24 protein-coding genes, 1 tRNA gene and 1 riboswitch are annotated in these 25,223 nt (G+C 62.0%); of the genes, 13 read left to right on the top strand and 12 right to left on the bottom strand.

Translation table 11 applies throughout. From position 1 onward, the window contains the following. The first annotated feature begins 3 nt into the window (after positions 1-3). From pstB to phoB, 3 genes are all read left to right on the top strand, one after another. The gene (pstB, locus tag ACSQ3F_RS03630) at positions 4-819 is read left to right on the top strand and encodes a phosphate ABC transporter ATP-binding protein PstB (protein WP_436098971.1); all 816 of its coding nucleotides are present in this window, start codon (positions 4-6) and stop codon (positions 817-819) included. Positions 820-895: 76 nt separating this feature from the next. Beyond that, a complete protein-coding gene (phoU, locus tag ACSQ3F_RS03625) occupies positions 896-1,606 on the top strand; it encodes a phosphate signaling complex protein PhoU (protein ID WP_436098970.1) in 711 nt (236 codons plus the stop codon). Positions 1,607-1,725: 119 nt separating this feature from the next. After that, the gene (phoB, locus tag ACSQ3F_RS03620) at positions 1,726-2,409 is read left to right on the top strand and encodes a phosphate regulon transcriptional regulator PhoB (protein WP_436098969.1); all 684 of its coding nucleotides are present in this window, start codon (positions 1,726-1,728) and stop codon (positions 2,407-2,409) included. Between the two features lie 75 nt (positions 2,410-2,484). Here the strand turns inward: phoB and ACSQ3F_RS03615 are convergent, their stop codons facing one another. Next, a complete protein-coding gene (locus tag ACSQ3F_RS03615; RefSeq protein WP_436098968.1) occupies positions 2,485-3,009 on the bottom strand; it encodes a GcrA family cell cycle regulator in 525 nt (174 codons plus the stop codon). Between the two features lie 431 nt (positions 3,010-3,440). Between ACSQ3F_RS03615 and ACSQ3F_RS03610 the strand changes: the two genes are divergently transcribed. From ACSQ3F_RS03610 to ACSQ3F_RS03595, 4 genes are all read left to right on the top strand, one after another. Further along, positions 3,441-4,640 carry an aspartate aminotransferase family protein gene (locus tag ACSQ3F_RS03610; RefSeq protein ID WP_436098967.1) on the top strand — a complete coding sequence of 400 codons (1,200 nt, stop codon included), beginning with the start codon at positions 3,441-3,443 and terminating at the stop codon, positions 4,638-4,640. A 45-nt stretch (positions 4,641-4,685) separates the two neighbouring features. Beyond that, complete coding sequence (gene argF, locus ACSQ3F_RS03605) at positions 4,686-5,597, top strand: ornithine carbamoyltransferase (RefSeq protein ID WP_436098966.1); 912 nt, start codon at positions 4,686-4,688, stop codon at positions 5,595-5,597. 287 nt (positions 5,598-5,884) lie between these two features. Further along, on the top strand, positions 5,885-6,874 hold the full coding sequence (locus tag ACSQ3F_RS03600) for an Hsp33 family molecular chaperone (RefSeq protein WP_436098965.1): 990 nt from the start codon (positions 5,885-5,887) through the stop codon (positions 6,872-6,874). A 235-nt stretch (positions 6,875-7,109) separates the two neighbouring features. Beyond that, positions 7,110-7,439 carry a GYD domain-containing protein gene (locus ACSQ3F_RS03595; protein WP_436102023.1) on the top strand — a complete coding sequence of 110 codons (330 nt, stop codon included), beginning with the start codon at positions 7,110-7,112 and terminating at the stop codon, positions 7,437-7,439. 170 nt (positions 7,440-7,609) lie between these two features. Here the strand turns inward: ACSQ3F_RS03595 and apaG are convergent, their stop codons facing one another. Further along, on the bottom strand, positions 7,610-8,002 hold the full coding sequence (apaG, locus tag ACSQ3F_RS03590) for a Co2+/Mg2+ efflux protein ApaG (RefSeq protein WP_436098964.1): 393 nt from the start codon (positions 8,000-8,002) through the stop codon (positions 7,610-7,612). Between the two features lie 95 nt (positions 8,003-8,097). On the opposite strand from apaG, the gene ACSQ3F_RS03585 reads away from it, so the two are divergent. Next, on the top strand, positions 8,098-8,718 hold the full coding sequence (locus ACSQ3F_RS03585) for a CDP-alcohol phosphatidyltransferase family protein (RefSeq protein ID WP_436098963.1): 621 nt from the start codon (positions 8,098-8,100) through the stop codon (positions 8,716-8,718). 51 nt (positions 8,719-8,769) lie between these two features. Here the strand turns inward: ACSQ3F_RS03585 and ACSQ3F_RS03580 are convergent, their stop codons facing one another. Then, a complete protein-coding gene (locus ACSQ3F_RS03580; protein ID WP_436098962.1) occupies positions 8,770-9,954 on the bottom strand; it encodes an O-succinylhomoserine sulfhydrylase in 1,185 nt (394 codons plus the stop codon). A 45-nt stretch (positions 9,955-9,999) separates the two neighbouring features. Continuing rightward, a riboswitch (SAM riboswitch) is annotated at positions 10,000-10,078 on the bottom strand. Positions 10,079-10,186: 108 nt separating this feature from the next. Here ACSQ3F_RS03580 and ACSQ3F_RS03575 point away from each other — a divergent pair. The 3 genes from ACSQ3F_RS03575 (at position 10,187) to ACSQ3F_RS03565 (ending at position 12,745) form a co-directional block, all read left to right on the top strand. Next, on the top strand, positions 10,187-11,284 hold the full coding sequence (locus tag ACSQ3F_RS03575; protein ID WP_436098961.1) for a 2'-deoxycytidine 5'-triphosphate deaminase: 1,098 nt from the start codon (positions 10,187-10,189) through the stop codon (positions 11,282-11,284). Between the two features lie 67 nt (positions 11,285-11,351). Next, positions 11,352-11,425 (top strand) — tRNA-Gly (locus ACSQ3F_RS03570). A 354-nt stretch (positions 11,426-11,779) separates the two neighbouring features. Next, positions 11,780-12,745, top strand: a complete 966-nt coding sequence (locus tag ACSQ3F_RS03565) for a hypothetical protein (protein ID WP_436098960.1) — start codon at positions 11,780-11,782, stop codon at positions 12,743-12,745. Between the two features lie 131 nt (positions 12,746-12,876). Here the strand turns inward: ACSQ3F_RS03565 and ACSQ3F_RS03560 are convergent, their stop codons facing one another. Beyond that, entirely contained in the window at positions 12,877-14,769 is a 1,893-nt protein-coding gene (locus ACSQ3F_RS03560) for a glycosyltransferase family 2 protein (RefSeq protein ID WP_436098959.1), read from the bottom strand. A gap of 93 nt (positions 14,770-14,862) precedes the next feature. On the opposite strand from ACSQ3F_RS03560, the gene ACSQ3F_RS03555 reads away from it, so the two are divergent. Beyond that, positions 14,863-15,732 (top strand): transporter substrate-binding domain-containing protein, encoded by an 870-nt coding sequence (locus ACSQ3F_RS03555; RefSeq protein ID WP_436098958.1) that lies wholly within the window; start codon positions 14,863-14,865, stop codon positions 15,730-15,732. An 11-nt stretch (positions 15,733-15,743) separates the two neighbouring features. Here ACSQ3F_RS03555 and ACSQ3F_RS03550 read toward each other — a convergent pair whose 3' ends face one another. From ACSQ3F_RS03550 to ACSQ3F_RS03535, 4 genes are all read right to left on the bottom strand, one after another. Further along, positions 15,744-16,562, bottom strand: a complete 819-nt coding sequence (locus ACSQ3F_RS03550) for a sterol desaturase family protein (protein ID WP_436098957.1) — start codon at positions 16,560-16,562, stop codon at positions 15,744-15,746. A 103-nt stretch (positions 16,563-16,665) separates the two neighbouring features. After that, positions 16,666-17,076, bottom strand: coding sequence for a tellurite resistance TerB family protein (locus tag ACSQ3F_RS03545; protein ID WP_436098956.1), 411 nt, complete (start codon positions 17,074-17,076; stop codon positions 16,666-16,668). Positions 17,077-17,129: 53 nt separating this feature from the next. After that, positions 17,130-17,966, bottom strand: a complete 837-nt coding sequence (locus ACSQ3F_RS03540) for a thermonuclease family protein (RefSeq protein WP_436098955.1) — start codon at positions 17,964-17,966, stop codon at positions 17,130-17,132. 13 nt (positions 17,967-17,979) lie between these two features. Beyond that, the gene (locus tag ACSQ3F_RS03535; RefSeq protein ID WP_436098954.1) at positions 17,980-18,645 is read right to left on the bottom strand and encodes a S24 family peptidase; all 666 of its coding nucleotides are present in this window, start codon (positions 18,643-18,645) and stop codon (positions 17,980-17,982) included. 390 nt (positions 18,646-19,035) lie between these two features. Here ACSQ3F_RS03535 and ACSQ3F_RS03530 point away from each other — a divergent pair, with 390 nt between their 5' ends. After that, positions 19,036-20,037, top strand: a complete 1,002-nt coding sequence (locus ACSQ3F_RS03530; protein ID WP_436098953.1) for a Tim44 domain-containing protein — start codon at positions 19,036-19,038, stop codon at positions 20,035-20,037. A 63-nt stretch (positions 20,038-20,100) separates the two neighbouring features. Here ACSQ3F_RS03530 and ACSQ3F_RS03525 read toward each other — a convergent pair whose 3' ends face one another. From ACSQ3F_RS03525 to ACSQ3F_RS03510, 4 genes are all read right to left on the bottom strand, one after another. Further along, positions 20,101-20,457, bottom strand: coding sequence for a hypothetical protein (locus ACSQ3F_RS03525; RefSeq protein WP_436098952.1), 357 nt, complete (start codon positions 20,455-20,457; stop codon positions 20,101-20,103). Positions 20,458-20,974: 517 nt separating this feature from the next. Continuing rightward, the gene (locus ACSQ3F_RS03520; protein WP_436098951.1) at positions 20,975-21,532 is read right to left on the bottom strand and encodes a YdeI/OmpD-associated family protein; all 558 of its coding nucleotides are present in this window, start codon (positions 21,530-21,532) and stop codon (positions 20,975-20,977) included. Between the two features lie 668 nt (positions 21,533-22,200). After that, positions 22,201-22,491 carry a GIY-YIG nuclease family protein gene (locus tag ACSQ3F_RS03515; RefSeq protein ID WP_113242878.1) on the bottom strand — a complete coding sequence of 97 codons (291 nt, stop codon included), beginning with the start codon at positions 22,489-22,491 and terminating at the stop codon, positions 22,201-22,203. A 497-nt stretch (positions 22,492-22,988) separates the two neighbouring features. Further along, a complete protein-coding gene (locus ACSQ3F_RS03510; protein ID WP_436098950.1) occupies positions 22,989-25,010 on the bottom strand; it encodes a calcium-binding protein in 2,022 nt (673 codons plus the stop codon). Positions 25,011-25,223 lie beyond the last annotated feature (213 nt).

The following is a 25,223-nucleotide window of genomic DNA, read 5'->3' as shown; positions in this document are numbered from 1 at the left end:
AACATGAACATGATGTCAGAAGCAGCAGTTGAAAAGGCGCTGGATCAGAAAATGAACACTGTTCCCTTCAAGATGATCGGCAAGGACGTTTCGGTCTATTACGGCGAGAAGCGCGCCCTTTTCGACGTGAACCTCAACGTTCGTGAAAATACGGTCACGGCTCTGATCGGCCCGTCCGGCTGCGGCAAGTCGACCTTCCTGCGCACCTTGAACCGCATGAACGATACGATCGACAACTGCCGGGTCACCGGCAAGATCACGCTCGACGAGGAGGATATCTACGATCCGGACATCGACGTGGTTGAACTGCGGGCGCGTGTCGGCATGGTGTTCCAGAAGCCGAACCCCTTCCCGAAGTCGATCTACGAGAATGTCTCCTACGGCCCGAAAATCCATGGCCTGGCACGCTCCAAGGCTGAATTCGACCAGATCGTCGAAACCAGCCTGCACAAGGCAGGTCTCTGGAACGAGGTGAAGGATCGTCTGCATGAGCCGGGCACCGGTCTCTCCGGTGGTCAGCAGCAGCGCTTGTGCATTGCGCGCGCCGTTGCCGTCAGCCCGGAAGTCATCCTGATGGACGAGCCCTGCTCGGCTCTGGACCCGATCGCGACCGCCAAGGTCGAGGAACTGATCCACGAACTGCGCACCAACTTCACCATCGTCATCGTAACCCACTCGATGCAGCAGGCAGCGCGCGTTTCGCAACGCACTGCCATGTTCCATCTCGGCAATCTCGTCGAGGAAAACGACACCGACAAGATGTTCACCAATCCGGATGACCAGCGCACCCAGGACTACATCATGGGCCGCTTCGGCTGACGATATGTCTTGCCGTTCCCAATTAGGGGGACGGCGGCGCCCTTGAAACCGGATTGTGACGCAAGGAAAAACGATCATGTCCACGCACATTGCTTCCGTCTACGACGAAGATCTCAAATACCTGAACCGGCGCATCTCCGAGATGGGCGGCCTTGCCGAGCAGATGGTCGCCGAATCCGTGCGGGCACTGGTCAATGCCGACCTCGCGCTTGCTCAGAAGGTCATCTCCGACGACGCCATCATGGATGAGGCCGAACGCCAGATCGGCGAGAAGGCGATCGTCACCATCGCCAAGCGCCAGCCGATGGCAGCTGACCTGCGCGAAATCATGGGCTCCATCCGTATTGCTGCCGATCTCGAGCGCGTCGGCGATCTCGGGAAGAACACGGCTAAGCGGGTGATCGCCGTTTCGAGCGCCAGCCTGCCGCGTCAGCTGGCTCGCGGGCTCGAGCACTTGGCGGAACTCGCGCTGATGCAACTCAAGGAAGTGCTCGACGTCTATGCGTCGCGTTCGCCGGAAAAGGCCAACAGCATTCGCGAGAGGGACAACGAAATCGATGCGATCTACACATCGCTGTTTCGCGAGCTCCTGACCTACATGATGGAAGATCCGCGCAACATCACGCCGTGCACGCATCTTCTGTTCTGCGCCAAGAATATCGAGCGCATCGGCGACCACGCGACAAACATCGCCGAGACGATCTATTACATGGCGACCGGCTCCCAGCCGGCAGGGGAACGCCCGAAGGACGATACTGCCAACACCGTCGGCGCGATCGGCAATTGATCTGCCACGCCGGATCAAACGTAAGTAAGTGAAATCTAACATTTGACTGCTCGAACGGCCTTCGGGCCGCCGGGCGAGCCCCTTGCATTGAGGGCAAGGCGTCAAGGAGTTGAGACCGCATGCTACCAAGAATTGCCGTTGTCGAAGACGAGGAGGCGCTGAGCGTTCTCCTGCGTTACAATCTTGAGGCCGAAGGGTTTGAAGTCGATACGATCAACCGCGGCGACGAAGCGGAAATTCGCCTCCAGGAGCGCCTGCCGGACCTCTTGATCCTCGATTGGATGCTGCCGGGCGTTTCTGGCATCGAACTGTGCCGCAGGCTTCGCCAGCGTTCCGAAACCGAGCGCCTGCCGATCATCATGCTGACGGCGCGCGGTGAAGAGAGCGAGCGGGTACGCGGCCTTTCCACCGGCGCCGACGACTATGTGGTGAAGCCGTTCTCGACGCCGGAGCTGATGGCGCGGGTGAAGGCGATGCTGCGGCGCGCCAAGCCGGAGGTGCTGTCGACGCTGCTGAAATGCGGCGATATCGAACTCGACCGCGAAACCCACCGCGTCCACCGCAAGACCCGCGAGGTTCGTCTGGGCCCAACCGAGTTTCGGCTGTTGGAATTCTTCATGGCCTCGCCCGGTCGGGTCTTTTCGCGCTCGCAACTGCTGGACGGCGTCTGGGGCCACGACATCTATGTCGACGAGCGCACTGTCGACGTTCACGTCGGTCGCCTGCGCAAGGCGTTGAACTTCTCCAACATGCAGGATGTGATCCGCACCGTGCGCGGCGCGGGCTATTCCCTGGAGAGCTGATTGCATAGTGAGTGACACACGAACATGAAAAAGGGGCCGGCCGGCCCCTTTTTCATGTTCGGTAGTCCGCGACCTTCAGCGAGCCCGGCGGCGTTCTGCGGAAGGCTGGTAGGCCAGCTTTGCGTGGAAGGTGCAGTAGGGCGAGGTGTCGGGCGAGTCGTTGCCGCAGAAATGGAATTCTTCCTTCATCGGATCGCCGATCGGCCATTTGCAGGTGCGGTCGGTGAGCTGCGTCAGCGCCAGACGGCGTGACATCGGCACGACCACGTTGCCGGCCGGTGCGACGTCCTGATCCTCGATGGCGTCGATTTCCACCTCTTCCTTCATGACAGTGGCACCGGTGGTGCGTGTCACGGTGCGGGTGGTGATGCGCGCGGCGTAATTCGGCGCGCGCGGCGCAGATGTTGCCGGACGCTTGGCGCGGGCGGTGGTCGCCGTGCTGCCGCCGGCCTTGGCACGGCCAGGCAGGCAAAGCCGGTGGACCTTGCCGATAACCGCGTTTCGGCTGACGCCGCCGAGCTGCGCGGCGATCTGGCTCGCGCTCAATCCTTCTGACCACAACTTCTTGAGTTTCTCGACCCGCTCGTCAGTCCAGTTCATGGTCTTCTCTCCATTCACAGCGTTGGTGATGGTCGAATCCTCCACCGTACCCCGGACAGACTCCGAGGCTGAAACGCGATAACTCTTTTGGTGACTAGGTCCGCCGCATGCGTTCTAGTAATTGTTTGTTAAGGTAGAGGTAGGGGGACTCGCTGACAAGAGTCCCCGGAATCCGAGCGAATCGATTTTCGAGTTTTCCCCAACTTGCTTGGCATGCGTGGCATTTTTGCAAGAGTGCCGTTCGAAAAAATCGATGTCGCGACACTGGCGCGATTTGCCGCAAATCACGGGCTTTTGTTGACATTGCGGTGCGAAATGAAGATAGTGATTTCGCCGCCGCGAGGCGGCATTTTGATTTTTTAAGGGCTGGCCACAGTCCAGCGTAGAAGCTGACCGAAACAATCACCGCGATGATTGAGGAGACATGCGCCATGGCCGATGCCACGCCGCTTTATGACACATATGCCCGCGCCCCCTTGCGGTTCGAGCGCGGCGAAGGCGTCTGGCTGGTTGCGGAGGACGGTACGCGCTATCTCGATTTCGCCGCCGGCGTGGCGGTCAATTCGCTCGGCCATGCCCATCCGCACCTCGTTTCAGCGCTGAAGGAGCAGGCCGACAAGGTCTGGCATCTCTCCAATCTGTATGAAGTTCCCGGCCAGGAGAGCCTCAGCCGCCGCCTGACGGAGGCGACCTTCGCCGACAAGGTGTTCTTCACCAATTCCGGTGCGGAAGCGCTCGAATGCGCCATCAAGACGGCGCGGCGCTATCACTTTTCCAAAGGACACCCGGAAAAGTTCCACATCATCACCTTCGAAGGCGCTTTCCATGGCCGGACGCTCGCGACCATCGCCGCCGGCGGCCAGGCAAAGTATCTCGAAGGCTTCGGCCCGAAGGCTCCGGGCTTCTACCAGGTTCCTTTCAACGACATGGCGGCGCTCAAGGCTGCCATCACGGAGGAAACCGCCGCGATCCTGATCGAGCCGATCCAGGGCGAAGGCGGTATCCGCACGGTTTCCAAGGAATTCCTGCAGGAGTTGCGCTCCCTCTGCGACGAATACGGCCTGCTTCTGATCCTCGACGAGGTTCAATGCGGCATCGGCCGGACCGGTAAGCTGTTTGCCTATGAATGGGCAGGCCTCACGCCCGACATCATGGCCGTCGCCAAGGGCATCGGCGGCGGCTTCCCGCTCGGCGCCTGCCTTGCGACAGCGGATGCGGCTTCCGGCATGGTCGCCGGAACGCATGGATCGACCTATGGCGGCAATCCGCTGGCGATGGCCGTCGGCAATGCCGTTCTCGATATCGTTCTGGCCGATGGTTTCCTGCAGCATGTCCGCGATGTGGCGCTGGTTTTCCGCCAGGGCCTCGCCTCGCTTGCCGATCGTTTCCCCGATATTATCGAGGAAATCCGGGGCGAAGGCCTGATGCTCGGCATCAAGGCCAAGGTGCCGTCCGCAGACCTGCTCAAGGCGATCCGCGCCGAGCGGCTTCTGGCCGTGCCTGCGGGTGAAAATGTCATCCGCCTGCTGCCGCCGCTGGTGACGACGGCCGAGGAGGCCCGCGAAGGCCTGGCGCGGTTTGAGCGCGCGGCCGAACAGCTGACAGTGGAACGACGAAAGGCCTCGGCCTGAACGACGTTTCCCTTCCCATGCTGAAAACACAGGACTTTGAATAGAATGGCCAGACACTTTCTCGATCTTTCTGCCATGACGGCAGGCGACCTCCGGACGATCATCGACGACGCCCGCGTCCGCAAGGCAGCCACCAAGGCCGGCACGGCGGAAAAGCCGCTCGACGGCAAGATGCTGGCAATGATCTTCGAGAAACCATCGACCCGCACGCGCGTGTCCTTCGATGTCGGCATGCGCCAACTCGGCGGCGAGACGCTGTTTCTCTCCGGCACCGAGATGCAGCTCGGCCGCGCCGAAACCATCGGCGATACGGCCAAGGTGCTGTCGCGCTATGTCGATGCCATCATGATCCGCACGACCGATCACACGCGCCTGCTGGAGCTTGCCGAGCATGCGACCGTGCCGGTCATCAACGGCCTCACGGACACGACGCATCCCTGCCAGATCATGGCCGACATCATGACCTTCGAGGAACATGCAGGCCCGGTGAAGGGCAAGACCATTGCCTGGACCGGTGACGGCAATAACGTGTTGCATTCCTTCGTCGAGGGTTCGGCCCGTTTTGGCTATCGAATGAACATGGCCGTTCCGCTTGGCTCCGAGCCGGACGACAAGATCCTCAACTGGGCCCGCGACAATGGCGGCGACATCAAGCTCTATCACGACGCCGATCAGGCGGTTGTAGGCGCCCATTGCGTGGTGACCGATACCTGGGTGTCGATGAACCAGGAGCACCGCGCGCGCGGCCACAATGTCTTCCAGCCGTTCCAGGTCAACGCGGAACTGATGGCGAAGGCCGACAAGGACGCGCTGTTCATGCATTGCCTGCCCGCCCATCGCGGCGAGGAGGTGACGGACGAAGTGATCGACGGCAAGCAGTCGGTCGTGTTCGACGAGGCGGAAAACCGCCTGCATGCGCAGAAATCGGTTCTCGCCTGGTGCCTCGGCGCGCTTTAACGAGCGCTTCACCGCGCATATTGAAAACCGGACCGCGGCACACGATCTATGCTGCAATTGGATGACCGGCGGGTAGCTCAGCCTCCTGTGCCGGTCATTCGCGTTCAGAACATCCAACCATCCGTTCCGCTGTCCGCAGCGGGGGCGAGAAGGGCAAGCAGCCGTTTTTTCAGTGACGATCTGGACAAAACGGACCTGCGCAGGATCAATAAGAGCACCGGGCACCGCGTCGCCAAAGGTTCCGGCCTTTGCGGCTTGTCGATGACTGAGGGCTAAGGAGCAGAGTGATGACGGAAACCATACCTGGCCTCGGCCAGATCGATTTCGCCGGCGACGATCATGTCGTGCCATTTCAGGTGGAAGACCTCGACGTGCGCGGCCGTGCCGTCCAGCTCGGCCCGATGCTCGACGCCATTCTCGAACGCCACAATTATCCGCTGCCGGTTGCCCGTCTCGTTGCCGAAACGGTGGTGCTGACGGTCCTCCTCGGGACCTCGCTGAAATTCGAGGGCAAGCTGATCGTCCAGACGAAAAGCAACGGTCCTGTCGATCTGGTCGTCGCCGATTTCTCGACGCCGGACCGGGTGCGCGCCTATGCCCGCTACAACGAGGAAGCCCTTTCGCTCGCCGAAGAGAATGGCCTCACCAAGCCGGAGCATCTGCTGGGTGAAGGCATTCTCGCCTTCACCATCGACCAGGGTGCGCATACCCAGCGTTATCAGGGCATCGTGCCGCTCGATGGCGCCTCGCTGGAGGAGATCGCCGGCGTCTATTTCCGCCAGTCGGAGCAAATCCCGACCAAGGTGCGCCTCGGCGTCGCCGAATTGCTCGACCGCGACGAGAACGGCAAGCCGCGGCATCGCTGGCGGGCAGGCGGCATGGTTGCGCAGTTCCTGCCGGAAGCACCGGAGCGCATGCGCCAGGCGGATCTGCACGGTGGTGACGGTGATGACGGCGAGAATGCCTTCGAGGTCGATCATCTCTGGAATGAAGCGAGCGTCATGGTCCAGACCATCGACGCCGACGAACTGACGGATCCGACGGTCGGCACCGAACGTCTGCTCTACCGGCTGTTCCATGAGCGCGGCGTCAAGGTCTATCCGCCCCAGGCGGTTTACGACAAGTGCAGCTGTTCACGCGAGAAGCTCCGCGACGTGCTTGCAAGTCTCAGCGAGGAGGATCTTGATCACGCGGTGGAGGACGGAATGGTTTCGGTCACCTGCGAGTTCTGCTCGACGACCTATCGTTTCGAGGCAACGGAAGTGCGGCCGCAGTAAAAAAGCTGCAGCGAGGCCGTGTGGACAAATTGACCCTGACGGGTCGATGGCGCGACGCTGGTCGGTCCGGCGCCGCTGGAGCGTACCGGTCAAACCACCCAACCAGCCCTTGACCAAGACGGATGCTCTAGTCTCGGACGGGTCTTGCCGCGCAGACACGCGAGGGACATACTCGGGACATCTGATCCGGCACACTTTGACCGCCGGCGGGATGAATGCGCAGGAGGAAGATCCGATGCCTTTATACCTGACCAGGTTCAGTTATACGCCAGCGACATGGGCCAAGCTCATCAAGAACCCCGAGGACCGCCGAGTGGCAGCCAAGCAGTACATCGAGGCGGTCGGCGGAAAGATGCACGGTTTCTGGTATGCCTTCGGCGATCACGATGCATATAACTTGTGGGAGGCTCCAGATAACGTCTCGATGGCAGCCACGGCGATCGCGATCAGCGCTGGCGGAGCGCTGAGTTCCTTCCAGACGACTGTCTTGCTGACCGTTGAGGAGACGCTCGCAGCCATGCAAAAGGCATCGTCGATCACGTATCGGCCACCGGGAGAAAAATAGGGACACTCGATGGCATCGCTGTCGTAACCCTTGCGGCGCATCCTCGATTCATCCCCTCCCGCCTGCGGGGGGGGGGCGAACACCGGCAGGCGGCAAACCACTGTGGCCTCAAAACAGGGAAAAGTCATAAGATAAGCGCATCGCGTGAATCGGTTTTGACGCGATGGGCTCTAATTCAACGTCCGAGGCTGGCCCGGTGAATCCAGCGAGAAGGCGGGAATATCGACTGTGAAGGTATCGCCCTCCGGTGTTTCCATCGAATAATGGCCGAACATCACGCCTGAAGGTGTATCGAGCGGGCAGCCTGACGAATATTCATAGGTATCGCCGGGATTGAGAACCGGCTGCTCGCCGATGACGCCCGGCCCATTGACTTCATCCACCTGGCCGTTTTCGTCGGTGATATGCCAGTAGCGCGTCATCAGCCGCACGGTCTTGCCCGAAAGGTTGGAGATCAGGATGCGGTAGCCCCAGACATAACGGCTGTCCTCCGGATCGGACTGCTCCTCCAGATAATAAGGCTCAACGGTCACCTCGATATCGCGAGTTAGCGCGCGGTACATATGCAAACCCTTTTCAAGTCTATGGGCGATATTCTACAGCAAGATGGTTTCGTCAAGAATAATGGACAGCGTAAACTGTTAGGATAGGGCACAGCATGCTCGACGGTCACTTCAGGAAACGGCTTGATCCCTGGCTCGATCGCGCCGGCCGGGCTTTGGTTCGCCGCGGCATCAGCGCGAACACGATCACGATCACGGGCTTTCTGCTCGGATTGGCCGCCGCCATTGCCATCGTTCTCGACGCTTTCGCCTGGGCTTTTATTCTGATCGGCGCAAGCCGGCTCTGTGATGGATTGGACGGCGCCGTCGCGCGCGCGACTAGGAACACGGATTTCGGCGGCTTCCTCGATATCGTGCTCGATTTCGCCTTTTACGGCCTCATCCCCTTCGCCTTTATCCTGGCCGATCCCTATGAAAACGGCGCTGCAGGCGGGCTGCTTCTTCTCTCTTTCTATATCAATGGTGCGAGCTTTCTCGCTTTCGCCGTCATAGCCGAGAAGCGCGGCCTCGCGACGGATGCGCGGGGCATGAAGTCGCTCTATTTCACCACCGGCCTCGCCGAGGCAACGGAAACGATCGCCGTCTTCCTGGCCTTCTGCCTGTTCCCGCATTGGTTTTCGGAGATCGCCGTCGTTTTTGCGCTTATCTGCTTCTACACGGCGCTGTCGCGCATCATGCTGGCGCGGGCGAGCTTCAAGGCTGAAACACAGGCATAGAAAAACGCCCGCATCCGGCTGGACACGGGCGTTCGAAACAAAAGCTGAAAATCAGGCCTTTACGGATTTCAGCGCGCGGGCGAAATCCTCGATCAGGTCCTCGCTGTCTTCGATGCCGGCCGAGAAGCGCACGGTGCCGGGCGAAATGCCGAGCTCAGTGCGGGCTTCGTCCGACAGGTTCTTGTGCGTCGTCGTCGCCGGATGGGTGATCAGGCTCTTACTGTCGCCGAGATTGTTGGAGATCAGCACGATATCCAGCGCATTCTGCAGCGCGAAGGCCGCGTCCTTGCCACCCTTCAGTTCGAAGCAGACCAGTGTCGAACCGCCCTTCATCTGCCGGGAGATGATATCGGCCTGCGGATGATCCTTGCGGCCCGGATAGATCACGCGGGCGACCTCCGGCTGCTCGGCGAGGAAGTCGGCGACGCGCGCGGCATTCTCGCTCTGCTGGCGCACGCGCAGCGGCAGGGTCTCGATGCCCTTCAGCAGCGTCCAGGCGTTGAACGGCGACAGCGCCGGGCCGGTATGGCGGAAATAGTCGTGCAGGTGCTCGTTGATCCATTCCTTGTCGGAGAGGATCACGCCGCCGAGGCAACGGCCCTGGCCGTCGATATGCTTGGTGGCGGAATAGACGACGATGTGGGCGCCGAGTTCCAGCGGCTTCTGCAGGAGCGGCGTCGCAAAGACGTTGTCGACAACGACCTTGGCGCCGATCGCATTGGCGATCTTGGCAACGCCGGCGATATCGACGACTTCCAGCGTCGGATTGGTCGGGCTTTCGAGGAAGAACACCTTGGTGTTCGGCTTGACCGCCTTTTCCCAGTTTTCAAGGAAGCGCCCGTCGATCAGCGTGCATTCGATGCCGTATTTGGGCGCCAGTGTCTCCACCACCCAGCGGCAGGAACCGAACAGGGCACGGGCCGCGACGATATGGTCGCCGGCCTTGAGCTGGCAGAGAATGGCGGCCGAAACCGCCGCCATGCCGGATGCCGTGGCGCGCGCATCCTCGGCGCCTTCCAGCATACACATGCGCTGTTCGAACATGTCGTTGGTCGGGCTGCCGTAGCGGGCATAGATGAAGCCGTCGGTCTCGCCCTTGAAGCGCGCCTCGGCAGCTTCAGAGCTGTCATAGACGAAGCCCTGCGTTAGGAAGATGGCTTCGGAGGTTTCGCCGTGGTTCGAACGGGTCGTGCCGCCATGAACGAGCTGTGTTGCCGGGCGCCAGTTTTTGCTCATCGGATCGTCGCTTTCACAAACAAAAAAACCGGCCGCAAAAGCAAGCCGGTTTCGAACCCGGCCTTTTTAGCTACTTGTTTAACGTGGCTGCAAGCCGACCGGCCAAATCACCACGGGATAAGTCAGTATTTACTGATTAGCCGCGCTTGCGTCAATTCCCGGGAACAAGAAGATATGTCACGGGGACAATTTGGTTTATGACGTGCCGTTTTCGGCAACAAGGAAGATAGCAATGACGAGGGCCACAGGCATTCTAGCCGATCGCGCGATTGCAGCGTTGTTTGATGAAGGGCGTTTGAAGAGCGAAAGCAAGCTGGATATCGATCAGATCCAGCCGGCCAGCCTCGATCTGCGTCTGGGGTCGAAAGCCTTCCGCGTGCGCGCCAGCTTCATGCCCGGACCCAGCCACCTTGTGGCCGACAAGCTTGACCGGCTGAAACTGCACGTCATCGATCTCTCCGAAGGGGCCGTGCTCGAAACCGGCTGCGTCTATATCGTGCCGCTGATGGAAAGCCTCGACCTGCCACCCGGCATGTCGGCGTCTGCCAATCCGAAGAGCTCGACCGGCCGCCTCGACATCTTCACCCGTGTCATTACCGACCGGGCGCAGGAATTCGACAAGATCCCGGCCGGATATTCCGGCCCGCTCTATCTCGAAATCAGCCCGCGCACCTTCCCGATCATCGTGCGCCGCGGCTCGCGCCTGTCGCAGATCCGCTTTCGCATCGGCCACGCGCTTCTCAGTGAAGCCGAGGTCCTCGCGCTGCATGAAAGCGATGTGCTGGTCGCAAGCGAAAAGCCGAACGTCTCCGGCGGCGGCATCGCCCTTTCGATCGACCTCAAGGGGACCGGCGCCGACGGCCTGATCGGCTATCGCGGCAAGCACCACACCGCCGTTGTCGATGTCGACAAGAAGGCCGAGCATGGCATCTTCGATTTCTGGGAGCCGCTCTATAGCCGCGGCCGCGACGAGCTGATCCTCGATCCCGATGAGTTCTACATCCTCGTCTCGCGCGAAGCGGTGCACGTGCCGCCGCTCTATGCCGCCGAAATGACGCCGTTCGATCCGCTGGTCGGCGAATTCCGCGTCCACTACGCCGGCTTCTTCGATCCCGGCTTCGGCCATGCCTTTGCCGGCGGAACGGGAAGTCGCGCCGTGCTCGAAGTCCGCAGCCACGAGGTCCCGTTCATTCTCGAGCACGGCCAGATCGTCGGCCGTCTGGTCTATGAGTACATGCTGGAGCAGCCGGAAGGCCTTTATGGGCTTGATCTCGGCTCCAACTACCAGGCGCAGGGCCTGAAGCTCTCCAAGCATTTCCGATCGGAATAAAAGGCGTCCGTAAAATCGGATGCCACCTTGACAGCCGGCAGCGCTTGGTGAAAACCTAGCAGCCGTTGCGGGTATGATGTAGTGGTAGCTTGTCAGCTTCCCAAGCTGATCGTGCGGGTTCGATTCCCGCTACCCGCTCCACTCTGTTTTTCAGGGCTTTGAGAACGATTTTGATCCTTTGGATTTGGCCGGTTTTACGGCCGGTTTTGTACTTCCTTTTCTTTTTCTGACTCATCGAGCCGGCGAATGATCGCTTCGGTGGCGGCCGCTTGGCTTACCGGGCGGCGGATGATTTTTGCGATGATACGCTCCGGGGCCTCGCGATATAGGCGCGTGCCGCCGTGCCGCGCAGGTCGTCAAAATGCTGTTTTCGGTTGGAGAAGCTAGTTTTGCTGCATTGCAGCAAAGGCAATTAGACGTTATCGTTGGGGCCGGGCCGGTGGATCAGGGACAGGGATTGGTCACAAAAAACCTTGTTATATGTAAGGATATCAGATGCTTGATGCACGCAAACCCAAACCGCAGGACCTGGAAACCATTGCCCGCAGCGGCGGAGTTTTCCGCCGCATGGCAGCACGTGTACCAACCTATCTCACGGATGTGCGGGAGAACCCCGCCTGGCTGCCAATGTTTCTGCTGGCGCGGACAATGCCGTTCCGCAAGGCGCATTGGCTGACCGCCAAACCCGTGCGATCGAGCGCAAGTGCTGCGCCTTCGATGTTCGGCGACCTTCAGGCGGAAGTGATCGCGGCGGAACTCAGACGAACCGGTATCGCTACCGGTCTCACACTGCCTGCGCCGATCCAGGCGGAAATCGCCCGTTTCGGCCACGAAACACCGTGTTTTGGCAACTTCGATCGCAAGGTGGAGTTTCTCGCTGGTGAGCACGCAGACGCCGAGCGGCGTTTTGGCCGCACGATACTGAGCGGCCATCATTTCGAGCGGGTCCTGCAATGTGACGCCGCTTTGGCGGTGCAGCGCGACCCATTGCTTCTCGACGTGGCACGGCATTATCTCGGCGGCGAAGCCAAATTGATCACGACGCGGACATGGTGGAGCTTCCCGACGAAGTCTGCCTCCGAGGCTGATCTCAGCCGCGCCTCGTTCAAGTTCCATTTCGATCTCGATGATTGGCGGATGTTGAAATTCTTTTTCTACCTCTCCGACGTCGATGCCGATGCCGGCCCGCATGTCTATGTGCGGGGCAGCCACAATCGCCGGCGCATGAAGCATCAACTGACGCTACTCGTGGGGCATCCGGCGGATGAGGTCTTGGGCTTCTATGGTGAGGACAGCGCCATCACCCTGACCGGAAAGGCGGGTTCGGGTTTTGTCGAAGATCCGTTTGGCTTTCATATGGGAACATTGGCAAAACAGTCCCCGCGCCTGATGATGGAAGTCGGGTTTGGCGTGTCGAAGGCGTCAAAGCGCCGCTATCATGGCGAACCGATTGTCCGGTGATCGTTCCGCTCCGCGGCGGCCATCTTGCAGGCTTCTCCTCTCGGCGGCACATACCGCGGAGCATCAATCCATAAAGTTAGAACTGACGGCATGCTGATCGCGCGGGTTCGCTACCCGCTGCAACCGTTCTCTTATTTTTCGCTCACTGGTTCATGTGGCGTCTTGTTCCAGGAGAACGGATTGGTCTGGAGTTCCAGCACCGCCCTCCAGGCGGCGAGCGACATGATCAGCCAGTAGAACGGCACGAAGGCCCAGCGCATTCCAACGGCACGTCTTTCCCTCGCTCCCATTCGGTTACGCCCGAGCGCAATGAAGACGGCATAGCTGCCGAACAGGTTGACGATATCGCAGGCAAACAGCCAGAAGGCGAGCCAACTGTCCACATGCGTGCTCTGCTGAACCATCAGCCATGTCAGATAGACGAGAAATCCGATGACGATGGGGTGACTGAGCGAGGACACAAGCATGCCTGCGATCAGGACCTGAAAGACGGCAAAGGATGGCCAGCCCGTTTCCCTGCCAAGTTGCGCAGGTTTGCGCATCAGCACCAGCCAGGTCTGCAGCCAGCCCTTGAACCAGCGCGTCCGCTGGCCGAGCCAGACCGGCAGCGTCACCGGCGCCTCCTCGAAGGTGGGTCTGAAGATGACACGCGAGCGATAGCCCAAGCGATGCAGGCGCATGCCGAGGTCCGCATCCTCGGTCATATTGTACGGGTCCCAGCCGCCGATGTGCCGCAGTTCCGCAGTCCGAAAATGGTTGGATGTGCCGCCGAGCGGCAGCGGCAACCCGGTCAGCGACAGCATCGGCAACAACCCGCGAAACAGCCCGGCATATTCCACCGCAAACAGCGCGCTCAGCCACGATTGCCGTGCATTGGTGACGATCAACGGCGCCTGCAGGCAGATCACGCGCTCGGGTGCTGCCATGAACGCGGCATGGGCCTCGCGCAATTGGCCCGGATGCGGCCGGTCTTCCGCGTCATAGACGGTGACGAAGGTGCCGCGAACGCCCGGCAGAGCATAGCTCAAAGCCTTCGGCTTGGTGCGCGGCAGATGCACGGGAACAAGCACGATCTCATACTCGGGCGCTAGCGGCAGCGTCCGCAACGCTGCGATCGTCTCCTGGTCATCCTCCTCGCAGATCAGCTTGATATCGAGGCGCGAGCGTGGCCAGTCGAGCCGGTCCAACGCCTCGATCAACTGGGCGGCAACGTTTTCTTCCTTGTAGAGCGCGACCAGGACTGAATAGACGGGCAAGGGCCCGGCCGGCACCGTCGCGCGCGGCTTTCGTGCGGAGCGCTCCTGCCGAAAGGCACAGCCCAGCGCGTAGAGCCGCACGGAAAAATTGGCCAGATAGAACAATGTCAGCACGATATGCAGCATCAGCAGGCTGATAATCGGCAGCGTGATGACGGCCGCGATCAGGGCGCAGAGAAAGACGCCGGCATAAAATCCCTGTTTTCCCCAGAAGGTGATGCGGGCGCTGTGAAGCGGGGTCGTTTCGAAAAGCGCCCGCGTTGTTGCAGTCACCCGGCGCAGGCGCCCGGCCTGCCAGGCGGCATTGCGCACCACGGAAGGGGTCGAGACGGCGAGCGACTGGCGCAGCAGCGGTGTGCGTTCAAGAAGCGCCGCGACCTCGTCCAGCCGGGAGAGCGAGGGAACGATCACGGTGATCGGCGGGCGGCTTGCATGATGAACACGCAGCATTTCCGGCCGTATGATCTGCGTATCCAGCCCCGCAATATCCTGCACCCGGCTCGGGTCAATATCCGGCATGAATTCAAGTCCGAGCCTTTCGGCAAGCGCCTCGAAATAGATGGCCTCATTGATCTCGGCGAAGGCGAGAAGTTCTTCCTCGACGGTGGTGCCGTGCTCTTTGGCGAGCAGCATCGCTTGCGCAATCAAGGGTTTGCCGATGCCCATCTGCAGCAGCAGGCGGCCTTCCCGCTTCAAAGCCGGCGAGAACAGCTGCGCCGTTGCGGCAGACGGTGTTCGCCTGGCCGGCGCTTCATTTGCAGTAGCCATTCCGGAATTGTCCGGATATTCTCCGAGACGCATCAAAACCCCGTTGCCGCACGCGTGGCAATATCCCCTTTATCGACCCTGGGAATGATCATAATGACGCGCGCGTTCCGTGCATTCCTAAAATTCTGTGGGATTTTCACGCTTTTCGTGCTGCTGGTTGCACATTTTTCAGCTTTTTCGCGGGCCGCCGGCGTCCACGACCTGCCTTTGTTGTTTGACGCGCGCGAGCGGATTGCGAAACCGGACTTGAGCGGTCTGGCGCGACTGCGCTTTTTGACCGCAGTGGATTTTCCGCCGTTCAATTTTATCGATCAGTCGGGCAAGCTTTCAGGCTTCCATGTCGATCTGGTGCGGGAAATCTGCGGGGAGCTGGAGATCGAGGCCAAATGCCAGATCCAGGCCGTGACGTTCGCGGAACTGCAGCCGGCGCTCGAAGACGGGCAGGGAGAGGCAATCGTCGCGGGGATCGGCGTCAGTCCCGAGCTTCGCCAGCGCTTCGCCTTTTCCCGTGCCTTCATGAAGCTGCCAGCCCGGTTCGCGGCCAATCGGCAAGCCGCGGGCGGCGATCTTTCGGCAGGCGCGCTTGGCAGCAAGCCGGTCGGTGCGGTGTCCGGAACCACGCACGAAGCGATGCTGAAGGCGTTTTTTCCGAAGCTCGAAACGAGATCGTTTCCCACCCGCGACACCATGCTTGCGGCGCTGAAGGAGGGGACCGTTGCTGCGGTCTTCTCCGATGGCATGCAACTGTCCTTCTGGACAGCGGGCAGCGACGCTGGCAATTGCTGTACGCTGCTGGATGGCGCCTATTTCTCGCAGCGTTTTCTGGGGGAGGGCCTCGCGATCATGAACCGCAAGGGTGATCCGGCGCTCACGCAGGCGATCGATCACGCTTTGCTCGAACTCTCCCGCAAGGGCCGTCTCAACGAAATCTATCTGCGGTATTTCCCCGCCGGCATTTATTGATCGCCACCTCTCTATGCCTTTCGAAACGGCAGGAGCAGCGACCAGAGAAGCCGCGCCGGCAGGGGATTACCGTATTGCGCAAGACCGATCCTGACATCCTTCGGCTCATGTTTCGAGCGGGTAAGGTAGGTTGAAAACATCCGGTCCCACAGGGAGAGATTGAACCCGTAATTCGAGTCGGTATCTTGCGGCTCGGCGGAATGGTGGACGCTGTGCATGTCCGGCGTAACGATGAAGCGGCGCAGGATCTGGTCTGTTCGCTGCGGAAGCCTCAGATTGGCGTGGTTGAACATCGCCGTGCCATTGAGCACGATCTCGAAGATCAGCACACTGACGGCCGGCGCACCGAGGAGCAGGATGGCTGCCGATTTCCAGAGCATCGATATCAGGATCTCCAGCGGGTGAAAACGCAGACCCGTGGTGAGATCCAACCCCGTATCGGCATGATGGACGCGATGGATGCGCCAGAGCAGCGGCACCTTGTGAAAGATGACATGCTCCAGCCAGATGGCGAAATCGAGGATGACGAAGGCCAGCACGCCGCCGACAAGCGGAGGCAGGCCGGTCATCGGCAAAAGACCGTAACCCTTCGCTTCGGCCCAGAGCGCGACACCCGTTGCTGCGGCTGGAAAGATGATCCGCAGCAACAGCGACGAGAGGACGAGGATGGAGAGGTTGGTGAACCAGCGCTGCGCCTTCAGTGCGCGCATCAGTTCCGGCCGCTCCAGGCGCGGATGCAGCAGTTCCAAGAGAGCGAGCGACAGAAAGATCGCAGTAAAAAACGCGACCCGCCAGACCGCTTCGCCGATTCCGAATATCTGTACCGTCATATGCGCCACTATGGTTTCCGTGCCGGTTTCTCCGCAATGCCTATCTTATCGGGATCGTCTTCACGGGAAACGCACCTTGACGTGAGGCGGCAATTTCCGACCCTTATTTGCGGAAGCGGGCAATGGCGCTGCGCTCAATGGCGGCACAGGTGAGCTTGTCGAGGCCCAACCGATCACGAAGAAGCTGCAGCAGCCGGATTTCCTCGTTCTGGATGGAATGGTCGGCGGCGGCAAGCTCCACAGCGACGGCGTAAGCGGTATCGTAGAGGCGGGGAGGGAGCGCCTCCCGCACCACCTCAAGCGCGATATCCAATCCTTCCGGCCCGTCGAGGAGAGCCCCGCATTCCCGTGCCACATGCACCAGCCGGTCATCGTCGAAGCCGTCGAAGACCGGCAGGAAGCGGGCAAGCCGGCCGATGCCTTCCAGTTCGTGATCGGTCATGGCCTTGTCGACCGCCGACATCATCACCATGACATAGATAAGGGCTTCGTGATGGCTGAGGTTCTCGGGCATGATCTATCCGTGCTGCTGGGGACTGGCAAAGAGGTATGGACCGGCGCTTCTGCTTACAAGCCCGGCTCGCGCGCATCTGCGTCGGTTTGTGGTTCCTCGGGCACTGCCGTTTCATCAAGCGGTACAGGCGTTGCGCTGAAATCGCGGGGATCGCCTCCGAAAAAGCCGAGACGGGATTTTCTCGCCGCTTCCACCTTGTCCTCGAGCGGCGATCCAGCCTCAGCTTCCGCCCAGCCGTTTTCCGCGAGCCAGACGGCGGGATCGGTGTTGTTGACGGTGCAGGTGGTGGTCAGCGTCCCCTCCCAGCCGTTTTTCGGGATGTCGCACAGGAGAGCGCGCGCTCTGAGGAAATTGCGGAATGCGGTGCGTGCAACGATACCGCAGGGCCAGCTCTTGCCGTTGGCGCCGCATGTCCGCTCGGCTGTCTGCGAGACGAGCCCGTCAAGCTGCAGCAGGCGGTCGCCGTCGAACTGGATAAGGCCCGCCGAAAGAGCCACCGGATGGCGAAGGACGGATGGAACCGGCTCCGGCTTTGCCACGGGATCGGAGAGCGGCTGGCGGGCCTCGACCCGCGCGAGCGGCTTTGCCGTTACCTCCTCAGGCAAGCCGAATTGTTCCGGCGCGATGTCACGCGCGGATTTGCCCTCGGGATCGGCCGCGCTGTTTTCGGCGGCATCGATCGGCACTTGCGCGCCACCGTCCGTTGCCGCTTCACCGGTTTCGCTGCCGCCCAGATCCGGCACATCGCTCAGATCCGGGGTTTCAAGCGTGAATTCGGGGGTCGCAGCGCTCTGCCGTCCCTGGATGACCGATGCACCGCTTTCCAGAAGCACGACCGTCAGAAAAATGCCAAGCAATCCGCCGCCGGTGGTGGTGAGGTGCCGCTTCATGAGGAAAACTGTCCTATTGGCTGGCCCAGATGATACGGGCTATCCACTCGACCTCGCTGAGCTCGAATGTGCGGTTCGGATGCTCCGGGTTGAGCGAAAGCAGCTCGATGCTGCGCGCGGTCTGGCGCACCAGCACCTTGGCCATGACCTCGCCCTCGGCCGTCTTCACCACGACGCGGTCGCCGCGGCGGATCTGCGCGCCGGGTTCGACGATCAAGACGTCGCCGTCACGGTAGAGCGGCAGCATGCTGTCCCCCTGGATTTCCAGCGCATAGACGCCGGCCTTGGCGCCGGGAGCTGCCGGAAACTCGACCACGTCCCAGCCCTGGCCGGCCGGAAAGCCGCCATCGTCGAAAAAGCCGCCGGCACCCGCCTGGGCGAAGCCGAGCAGGGGGATAGAGCCGGTTTGTGGTGGAAACGCACCTTCGGGCAGGGCGCCGGACACCGGTCCCGGGCGCAGGAATTCCATGAACTGGGTGATCGTCGAGCCGGTGGCGTCGAGAACCTTGGCGATCGATTCCGTCGAAGGCCAGCGCTCGCGCCCGTCGGCGGAGTGCCGCTTGGATTTGTTGAACGACGTCGGATCGAGCCCGGCCCGCCGGGCGAGACCCGAAGGGGATAGCTGATGACGCTCGGCGAGCGCATCGATCGCGCCCCAGATCCGGTCATGTGAAAACATCGTTGCGCATCCTGCGGGCGGTGAAGCGTGACGCTTTCTTCTGCTGTCGGCTTCTTGCCGTTTGGCGGAACATTAGCGAAAACGCGAGCTTTAGTAAAGCGCATGAGGAAAATAATCCTGCAACTGCGCCGTTTCAACACAATCATCTGATTGAAATGCAGGGGGCGCCGCCCATCCTCCGTGGAAACCCACCTGCCGGTCGCGAGGCGCTTCCATCCGGAAGTCCGGAGCCCGATGGCGCAACCTTTGAAATTTCTCCGAAACGAGCTGCTCCGACCCCGCTTTACGGTGAACTCGGCCGCAAACCCCTTCAATTCCGGTGCAAAGCCCCCCATATCTCCGGCACAAGGCGTGCTTCAGCGCGCCGGGAGAGAACGACAGGATTGGGTTATGTTTAAGGTTGGACGGGTTCTGGCGACGATTGCGGTCGCTTCGATGGTGATGTTGACGGCGGTCGATCTGGCCGAGGCGCGGCGCGCCGGCAGCGGCTTCGGCAGCCGCGGCACAAGGACGTTTTCGACGCCGCCGATCACCCGCACGGCACCCGGCGACGCCGCGCCGATCAACCGGACAATGACGCCGCAGCAGACTCCGGGCCAGACAGCCGGCCAGCAGACCATCGGCCAGACGCGGCCGGGCGCCCAGCGCCCCGGTCTTTTTGGCGGTTTCGGCCGCTCGCTGCTCGGCGGCCTGGCGCTTGGCGGCCTGATCGGCATGCTGATGGGCAACGGGCTGGGCGGCGCTGCCGGTTTCCTGGGCCTGTTGCTGCAGGTCGGCTTGATCTTCGGTGCCGTCATGCTGGCCATGCGCTTCTTCGGCCGCCGCAACGAACCGGCCGCCGCCGGCTATTCGCAGCGCGGTGCGGCGACGGGTTATTCCGGCCAGTCGGGCAATGGTTTTGGCGCCGGCTCCTTCAAGATTCCGCAGATCGGCGGCGGGACCCGGCCGGAGTCGGCGCGGACCGCGTCCCAGTCGACGGACGAGATCGGCGTCGGGCAAGCGGATCTCGATCAGTTCGAGACGATGCTGAAGCAGGTGCAGGCGGCCTACGCGGCCGAGGATTATGCAGCGCTGCGCAAGCTGACGACGCCCGAGGCGATGTCCTGGCTGGCGGAAGAACTGAGCGAGAATGCCACCAAGGGCCTGAAGAACGAGGTCAGCGACGTGCATCTGGTGCAGGGCGACGTGGCGGAAGCCTGGCGCGAGGACGGCGCCGACTATGCGACGGTCGCCATGCGCTACGAGAGCATCGACGTGACGCGCGAGCGCGCCACCGGCCGCGTCGTCGAGGGCGATCCGGACCATCCGACCGAAGCCGTCGAACTCTGGACCTTCCTGCGCAAGCGCGGTGGCGACTGGCAGGTCTCGGCCATCCAGGGCATGGCGGCCTAAGGGCCGCCCCCAGACCGCCGCCCCCATATCGCGACCTCTCGGCCGCCGGCACTGCCGGCGGTCCTATCCGTTCTCTTCCGCATCCTCTCCCGCGAAAAGTCTTTCGGCTTCGGTCAGAGTATGGCCCTGGCGATACGCACCTTCGCGGATGCAGGGTGGAAAATACGGTTGGTAATTACCGGACTTTGCCTGTGCCTCTGAAAGGAAGCCCTTGCAGGCCTTTGCCCGGCGGCAAGGGGAGAGGCTGCAGGTCTTCCAGTAGCCAAGCGAACTGGCGGAGATCTGGAAGAATTTCTGGCTCTCGCGCTGCTGCTGGCTCTCGGGCAGCCGGTCGAATTCGCCCCGGGTGAAACCGGGCAGATAGGGTTCGGCGTCTTCTTCTTCCTGGATGCGCTGCCATTCTTCCTTGCTTCTGACCATTGTTTCCACCTTTCCTTTGCGCACGCTTTTGCGGTCACGCGGCAGGTCTGCCCGTGTTGAGATCCGTAGAGAGCCCACACGAGTGCGGAACCTCATTTGAGTTTTTAGTCTGTGGCTCCGCACTCGCGTGGCCTTCGGCGTTCTTTCGAGGCTTCCGGCCTCTACAGGTGTTTGCCTCGCCTCGCTGCATGGCTTTCTTCACGACATCCTTTCGGGACGCCCGGCCACTTGCACGGCTCAACCGAACCGGACCTGGCGATCCGGGGGAGGCTTGATAGGCGGCTGCCCCAAGGACAGGACCGCCATGGCTTTCACCTCCCTGGCCGTTCCCGCACGTTACGGGTCAAACCAGGGCGCCGGCCCCGCCTGCCCGCGACCGTCTCGCGAAACACTCCGGCGACGGAGGCAAGGGAGAGTATGGGGCAGGTTTTCAGGCCGGGGATGAGCGGGGATGAATTTTCCCGGGCCTGCCGGGCAAGCCACTGGAATGATTGACACGGTCCGGCGACGGCGGCGACTATTGGTCCGCGAGCTTGGCGATCGCCTTCTTGAGGCGGGCGGCGCGGATCTCCGGCGTGGTGGCTTTCAGGAGAGGCAGGATCAGGGCGTATTGGCCGCTCTTGTCGAGCCGTTCGAAGGCCGTTTTCGCCCGCGCGTTTTCGCCAAGGGCGGAGGCGACATCGTCCGGCAGGCCGGCCTTGCGCTGCGGCTCATAGGCGACCGCCCAGCGCCCGTCGGCCTGTGCCGCTGCGACTTGCGCCAGGCCGGCCGGCCGCATCCGCCCGGCCTCGGTGAGCGCTTCGACCCGCTCGACATTGAGCCGCGACCACGGGCTCTTGCGCCCCCGGGGCGAATAGCGCTGCAGGTAGGTGTGTGCGTCGTAGCCCTTTCGCTGGCTGTCGATCCAGCCGTAGCAGAGGGCGACATCGAGCGCCTCGCCGATGGTGATCAAGGGCTTGGTGGAGCCCTTCTTGGCGATCAGCAGCCAGATGCCGGGGGATTGCGCATGGTTGTCTGCCAGCCAGGATTCCCATTCGGCGGGGTTGGTGCAGGTGAGGGTGTCGAGTGCTTGCATGGGTGGTCCGGCTGGGCGTGGCGGTTGAGGCGAGTGTATCTCTTGCCATGCGTCTGGCTAAGGGGGGGGCAGCAACCGCTCCCGCGACGGTACAGAACGGGAGTATTCCCTAGGGGGCAGTTGGTTGGCGCGGGCCTTCCCCCAAACTCCGTCATCCCTGTGCTCGTCACAGGGATCCAGCCGCCGCGCGTCTGCGCGGTGAGGGGACCTCTATGTTGACGGAGAAAAGGAGAGTCTTTCGCGCCGCAGACGCGGCGCGCTGGATTCCTGTGACGGGCACAGGAATGACGGAGGAGAGGAGGTGCCGCGTTCCGATAATTTCGAGTATGCGGCACCCACGAGAAGCGGTGCTCAGTTGGCGGCAGGGGAGGCGGGCTGACAAGGGTGTTCGGCGTTTTCGCGAGTTCGTTGTTTGACGCGCCGTTGGCCCCAGCCTCCGTCATCCCTGTGCTTGTCACAGGGATCCAGCCACCGCGCGTCCGCGCGGTGAGAGACTTTCATGTCCGCAGTAACGAGAGGAGTCTTTCGCGCCGCAGACGCGGCGCTGCTGGATTCCTGTGACAAGCACAGGAATGACGGGGGGAGAGGGGGCTGCGTGCCGAAAGTTGCGAGCATGCAGCGCCCATGAGAAGGGGTGTTCAGTTGGCGGCAGGATGCTGCCGCTCCCCTCACAGCCCATGCAGATAATGCGCGATGTCCTCCCAGTCCGGGTTCATCGCCTCGATCAGATTGAGCTTCCACTGGCGCGGCCATTTCTTGATGGTCTTTTCCCGCGTGATCGCTGTGGTCACCAGATCATGTTCTTCGAACCACACCAGCGTCTTGACGCCGTAGCGGCTGGTAAAGCCCTTGGTGAGTTCGTTCTGATGCTCGAACAACCGGCCCGGCAGATCGCTCGTTACGCCGGTATAGAGCGTGCCGTTGCGCTTCGAGGCGAGGATGTAGACGTAGCCTTTCATGGGGGGAGGGTGCGGTATGGGAAGCGGGCTGACAAGAGGGGCGTTTTGGCGTTTTCGCGAGTTCGTTGTTTGACGCGGCGTTGGCCCCAGCCTCCGTCATCCCTGTGCTCGTCACAGGGATCCAGCCACCGCGCGTCTGCGCGGTGAGGGGACCTCTCTATTTCAAGCGAAAGAGTCTTCCACGCGACGGACGTCGCGTGGCTGGATTCCTGTGACAGGCACAGGAATGACGGAAGAGAGAGTGTGCTCTGATCGGGAGCTATGAGTATGCGGCTTCATGGAGGCAGGGGAGAGTCTTTCGCGTCGCGGACGCGGGGCGGCTGGATTCCTGTGACTGATCCCCGGGTCAAGCCCGGAGACAGGAATGGCGGCGCGAGCGAGGAGTCGTGCCACGTGTCGATAGCACGAGCCCGCCGCCAGCGCACCCGGTGACGATCGAAACCGTGCACCGGGGACGACAGAAACGCCGCCCCGCCTGCCGCGCTCCCTCCCAAGCCTCAGACAAAAAAGAAATCGGAAGCGTCGATGCGGGTGGCGTTGAATTTGGTGAGCTCGACGGTGCCCTCGGCGAAGGTCAGCACGGTTGATGAGCCCTCCTGTGTGACGTCGATGTCATCGAAGCTCTCGACGCCGGTATAGGTTGCGATCTCGATGTGGTCTCTGCCGTTTTCGAAGCGGCGGATCAGGTCGTCGCCGAAGGGGATCAGGTCGAAGACGAAGGTGTCTTTGGCGCAGGCCTGGCCGATGAGCGTATCGTCGTCGGCGCCGCCGGACATCCGCGCGCCGCTGGCGCCAGCCCAGAGCCAGTCATTGCCTTCCCCGCCCTTGATCTCGTCGAAGCCCTTGCCGCCATACAGCCGGTCGCGGCCATCGCCGCCGTCGATCTCGTCGAAGCCCCTGCCGCCAAAGATCCTGTCATGACCCTCGCCGCCGTCGATCGTGTCGTCGCCCTTGCCGCCGAAGAGCCGGTCGTTTCCCTCCTCGCCGAATATCTCGTCGTCACCCTTGCCGCCATAGGCGCGGTCGTTGCCGTCGCCGGCCTCGATCTGGTCATCGCCGTGGCGGCCCTTGATCACGTCGTTGCCGTCGAGCCCGATCAGCTGGTCGTCGTCCCTGGTTCCGAAGAGCCAATCCTTGCCGTCCGTGCCGACGAGGCGGCTGATATCGGTTTCCTCGACCAGCTCCTTCAGCGCCTGCCGGCTGAGCGGCGCGTCGCTGACGGCGACGAAGGCGTCGTCGAAATCGCCGTCGAAGTCTTCGGTGCTGGCAAGGCCATCCTCGAAGCTGACGACGGCGACCTCGTCATCGTCCGTGCCGAGGTCGGCCGCAAGGGCGTTTTCACCCGCCACCGGATTGAGGAAATTGAAGCCGTCGCGGTTGCCGGCGGAATGGAACGCCCGGATCGGCAGGAGGTTGCCCTCGTCGTCGGTGACGACCGGCGCGATGCGGTCGTAGATGGTGGCCACGCCCGGGGTATAGGTGGTTGCGTCGTCGCCGTCATAGAGATCAGCGACATTGCCCGACGTGAAGTTGCGGAAGAAAAGCCCGCCGTCCGCGTAGTCCTCAAGCTCGAGGCCGAGCGTCTCGACATCCGGGATCAGGAACAGGCCGAGCGACTGGCCGCTCGCGACCGTCATCTGCGCCTTCGCACCCGCCTTTGCATCCTCGGTGTCGGCAAAGAGGATGCGCGCCTCGCCGATCACGCCCGTCGCCGCGTCGAACGTATAGGCGCCGATCGCGCCGTTGCTGCTCGCGTCCTCGCTGACGAAGGTGATGGTCTTTTCCGTGCCCTCTCCGGCGAAGGCGAGATCCGTCGGATCGACGGCGGCGGAGACTTCGACTTCGCGCCGGTTGGTGATCTCGCTGACGAGCTCGGGCTCATCCTCGGAGAACACAACCTCCTCTTCCAGTACCAGGCCGATGCCGGGCGCGTAGTATTTGAAGGCGCCGACGCCGGGGTCGAGCGCCGAGGTGTCGAGGATCTTGACGACATCGTCAAAGGCGCCGAAATCCGTATCGACATGGAGGCCGGTCGCGATCACCTCGCCCTCGTCCTCGGCCACGCCGGCGTAGAATTCCTGGAAATAGTCGTCGCCGGCCGTCGGGGCCGCGCGCATGATCCAGCCGGGGGCTGCGCCATCGACCCCTGCCTGCCACGATCCGTCGAAGTCGGTGCCGATGAAGTTGCCCTCGTCGTCATAATTGTAGTTCGTGGCGATCTCGCCGAGATACCAGACATTGCCCTCGTCATCCTGCGCGTACCAGTCGAGCGTATCCTCGACGAGGACGCCGTCGGCATAGGCCGTATCCCTGACGACGACGGTCTCCACGCCCTCGATCACCTTCGTGTCGAAGGTGGCGAAGTGATCGTTGCGCTCCGTCTCCTCCTCGCCGGTCTCGGGATCGACGAGCGTGGCGCCGTAGCTGTTGATGGTCCCGCCGGGGAGCGGGAAGAACATGTTGGTGATGTCGGTGGGATCGCCGAACGTGGCGGCGGAGAAGTCGGGCAGGAGCGTCATGACACACCTCTATCGGTTCAGGAACCTTGATTTCAGGGACCTGGGCGTCTAGCCGATAGCCTTTGCAGCCGAGCCAACGCCCGCTGCGACGCGCGCCACCTTCGCCGATACCGTTCCCACGGTCCTTTGCGGACGATGGGACACCAGCATGGAGTTCGGTAAGAGTTGGCCTACGATAGTCGGATCGATGTTCGCCTCGTCGATCCGAGCGAC

The organism is Pararhizobium sp. LjRoot238, assembly GCF_964252955.1.
GTDB lineage: Bacteria > Pseudomonadota > Alphaproteobacteria > Rhizobiales > Rhizobiaceae > Pararhizobium.
Note: the sequence above shows the minus strand (reverse complement) of the source record. Positions and strands in the feature narration are given on the sequence as shown.

Coding starts and splice junctions, on each gene's coding strand:
- pstB (WP_436098971.1), top strand. CDS start 4: ATGAACATGATGTCAGAAGCAGCAGTTGAAAAGGCGCTGGATCAGAAA.
- phoU (WP_436098970.1), top strand. CDS start 896: ATGTCCACGCACATTGCTTCCGTCTACGACGAAGATCTCAAATACCTG.
- phoB (WP_436098969.1), top strand. CDS start 1,726: ATGCTACCAAGAATTGCCGTTGTCGAAGACGAGGAGGCGCTGAGCGTT.
- ACSQ3F_RS03615 (WP_436098968.1), bottom strand. CDS start 3,009: ATGAACTGGACTGACGAGCGGGTCGAGAAACTCAAGAAGTTGTGGTCA.
- ACSQ3F_RS03610 (WP_436098967.1), top strand. CDS start 3,441: ATGGCCGATGCCACGCCGCTTTATGACACATATGCCCGCGCCCCCTTG.
- argF (WP_436098966.1), top strand. CDS start 4,686: ATGGCCAGACACTTTCTCGATCTTTCTGCCATGACGGCAGGCGACCTC.
- ACSQ3F_RS03600 (WP_436098965.1), top strand. CDS start 5,885: ATGACGGAAACCATACCTGGCCTCGGCCAGATCGATTTCGCCGGCGAC.
- ACSQ3F_RS03595 (WP_436102023.1), top strand. CDS start 7,110: ATGCCTTTATACCTGACCAGGTTCAGTTATACGCCAGCGACATGGGCC.
- apaG (WP_436098964.1), bottom strand. CDS start 8,002: ATGTACCGCGCGCTAACTCGCGATATCGAGGTGACCGTTGAGCCTTAT.
- ACSQ3F_RS03585 (WP_436098963.1), top strand. CDS start 8,098: ATGCTCGACGGTCACTTCAGGAAACGGCTTGATCCCTGGCTCGATCGC.
- ACSQ3F_RS03580 (WP_436098962.1), bottom strand. CDS start 9,954: ATGAGCAAAAACTGGCGCCCGGCAACACAGCTCGTTCATGGCGGCACG.
- ACSQ3F_RS03575 (WP_436098961.1), top strand. CDS start 10,187: ATGACGAGGGCCACAGGCATTCTAGCCGATCGCGCGATTGCAGCGTTG.
- ACSQ3F_RS03565 (WP_436098960.1), top strand. CDS start 11,780: ATGCTTGATGCACGCAAACCCAAACCGCAGGACCTGGAAACCATTGCC.
- ACSQ3F_RS03560 (WP_436098959.1), bottom strand. CDS start 14,769: ATGGCTACTGCAAATGAAGCGCCGGCCAGGCGAACACCGTCTGCCGCA.
- ACSQ3F_RS03555 (WP_436098958.1), top strand. CDS start 14,863: ATGACGCGCGCGTTCCGTGCATTCCTAAAATTCTGTGGGATTTTCACG.
- ACSQ3F_RS03550 (WP_436098957.1), bottom strand. CDS start 16,562: ATGACGGTACAGATATTCGGAATCGGCGAAGCGGTCTGGCGGGTCGCG.
- ACSQ3F_RS03545 (WP_436098956.1), bottom strand. CDS start 17,076: ATGCCCGAGAACCTCAGCCATCACGAAGCCCTTATCTATGTCATGGTG.
- ACSQ3F_RS03540 (WP_436098955.1), bottom strand. CDS start 17,966: ATGAAGCGGCACCTCACCACCACCGGCGGCGGATTGCTTGGCATTTTT.
- ACSQ3F_RS03535 (WP_436098954.1), bottom strand. CDS start 18,645: ATGTTTTCACATGACCGGATCTGGGGCGCGATCGATGCGCTCGCCGAG.
- ACSQ3F_RS03530 (WP_436098953.1), top strand. CDS start 19,036: ATGTTTAAGGTTGGACGGGTTCTGGCGACGATTGCGGTCGCTTCGATG.
- ACSQ3F_RS03525 (WP_436098952.1), bottom strand. CDS start 20,457: ATGGTCAGAAGCAAGGAAGAATGGCAGCGCATCCAGGAAGAAGAAGAC.
- ACSQ3F_RS03520 (WP_436098951.1), bottom strand. CDS start 21,532: ATGCAAGCACTCGACACCCTCACCTGCACCAACCCCGCCGAATGGGAA.
- ACSQ3F_RS03515 (WP_113242878.1), bottom strand. CDS start 22,491: ATGAAAGGCTACGTCTACATCCTCGCCTCGAAGCGCAACGGCACGCTC.
- ACSQ3F_RS03510 (WP_436098950.1), bottom strand. CDS start 25,010: ATGACGCTCCTGCCCGACTTCTCCGCCGCCACGTTCGGCGATCCCACC.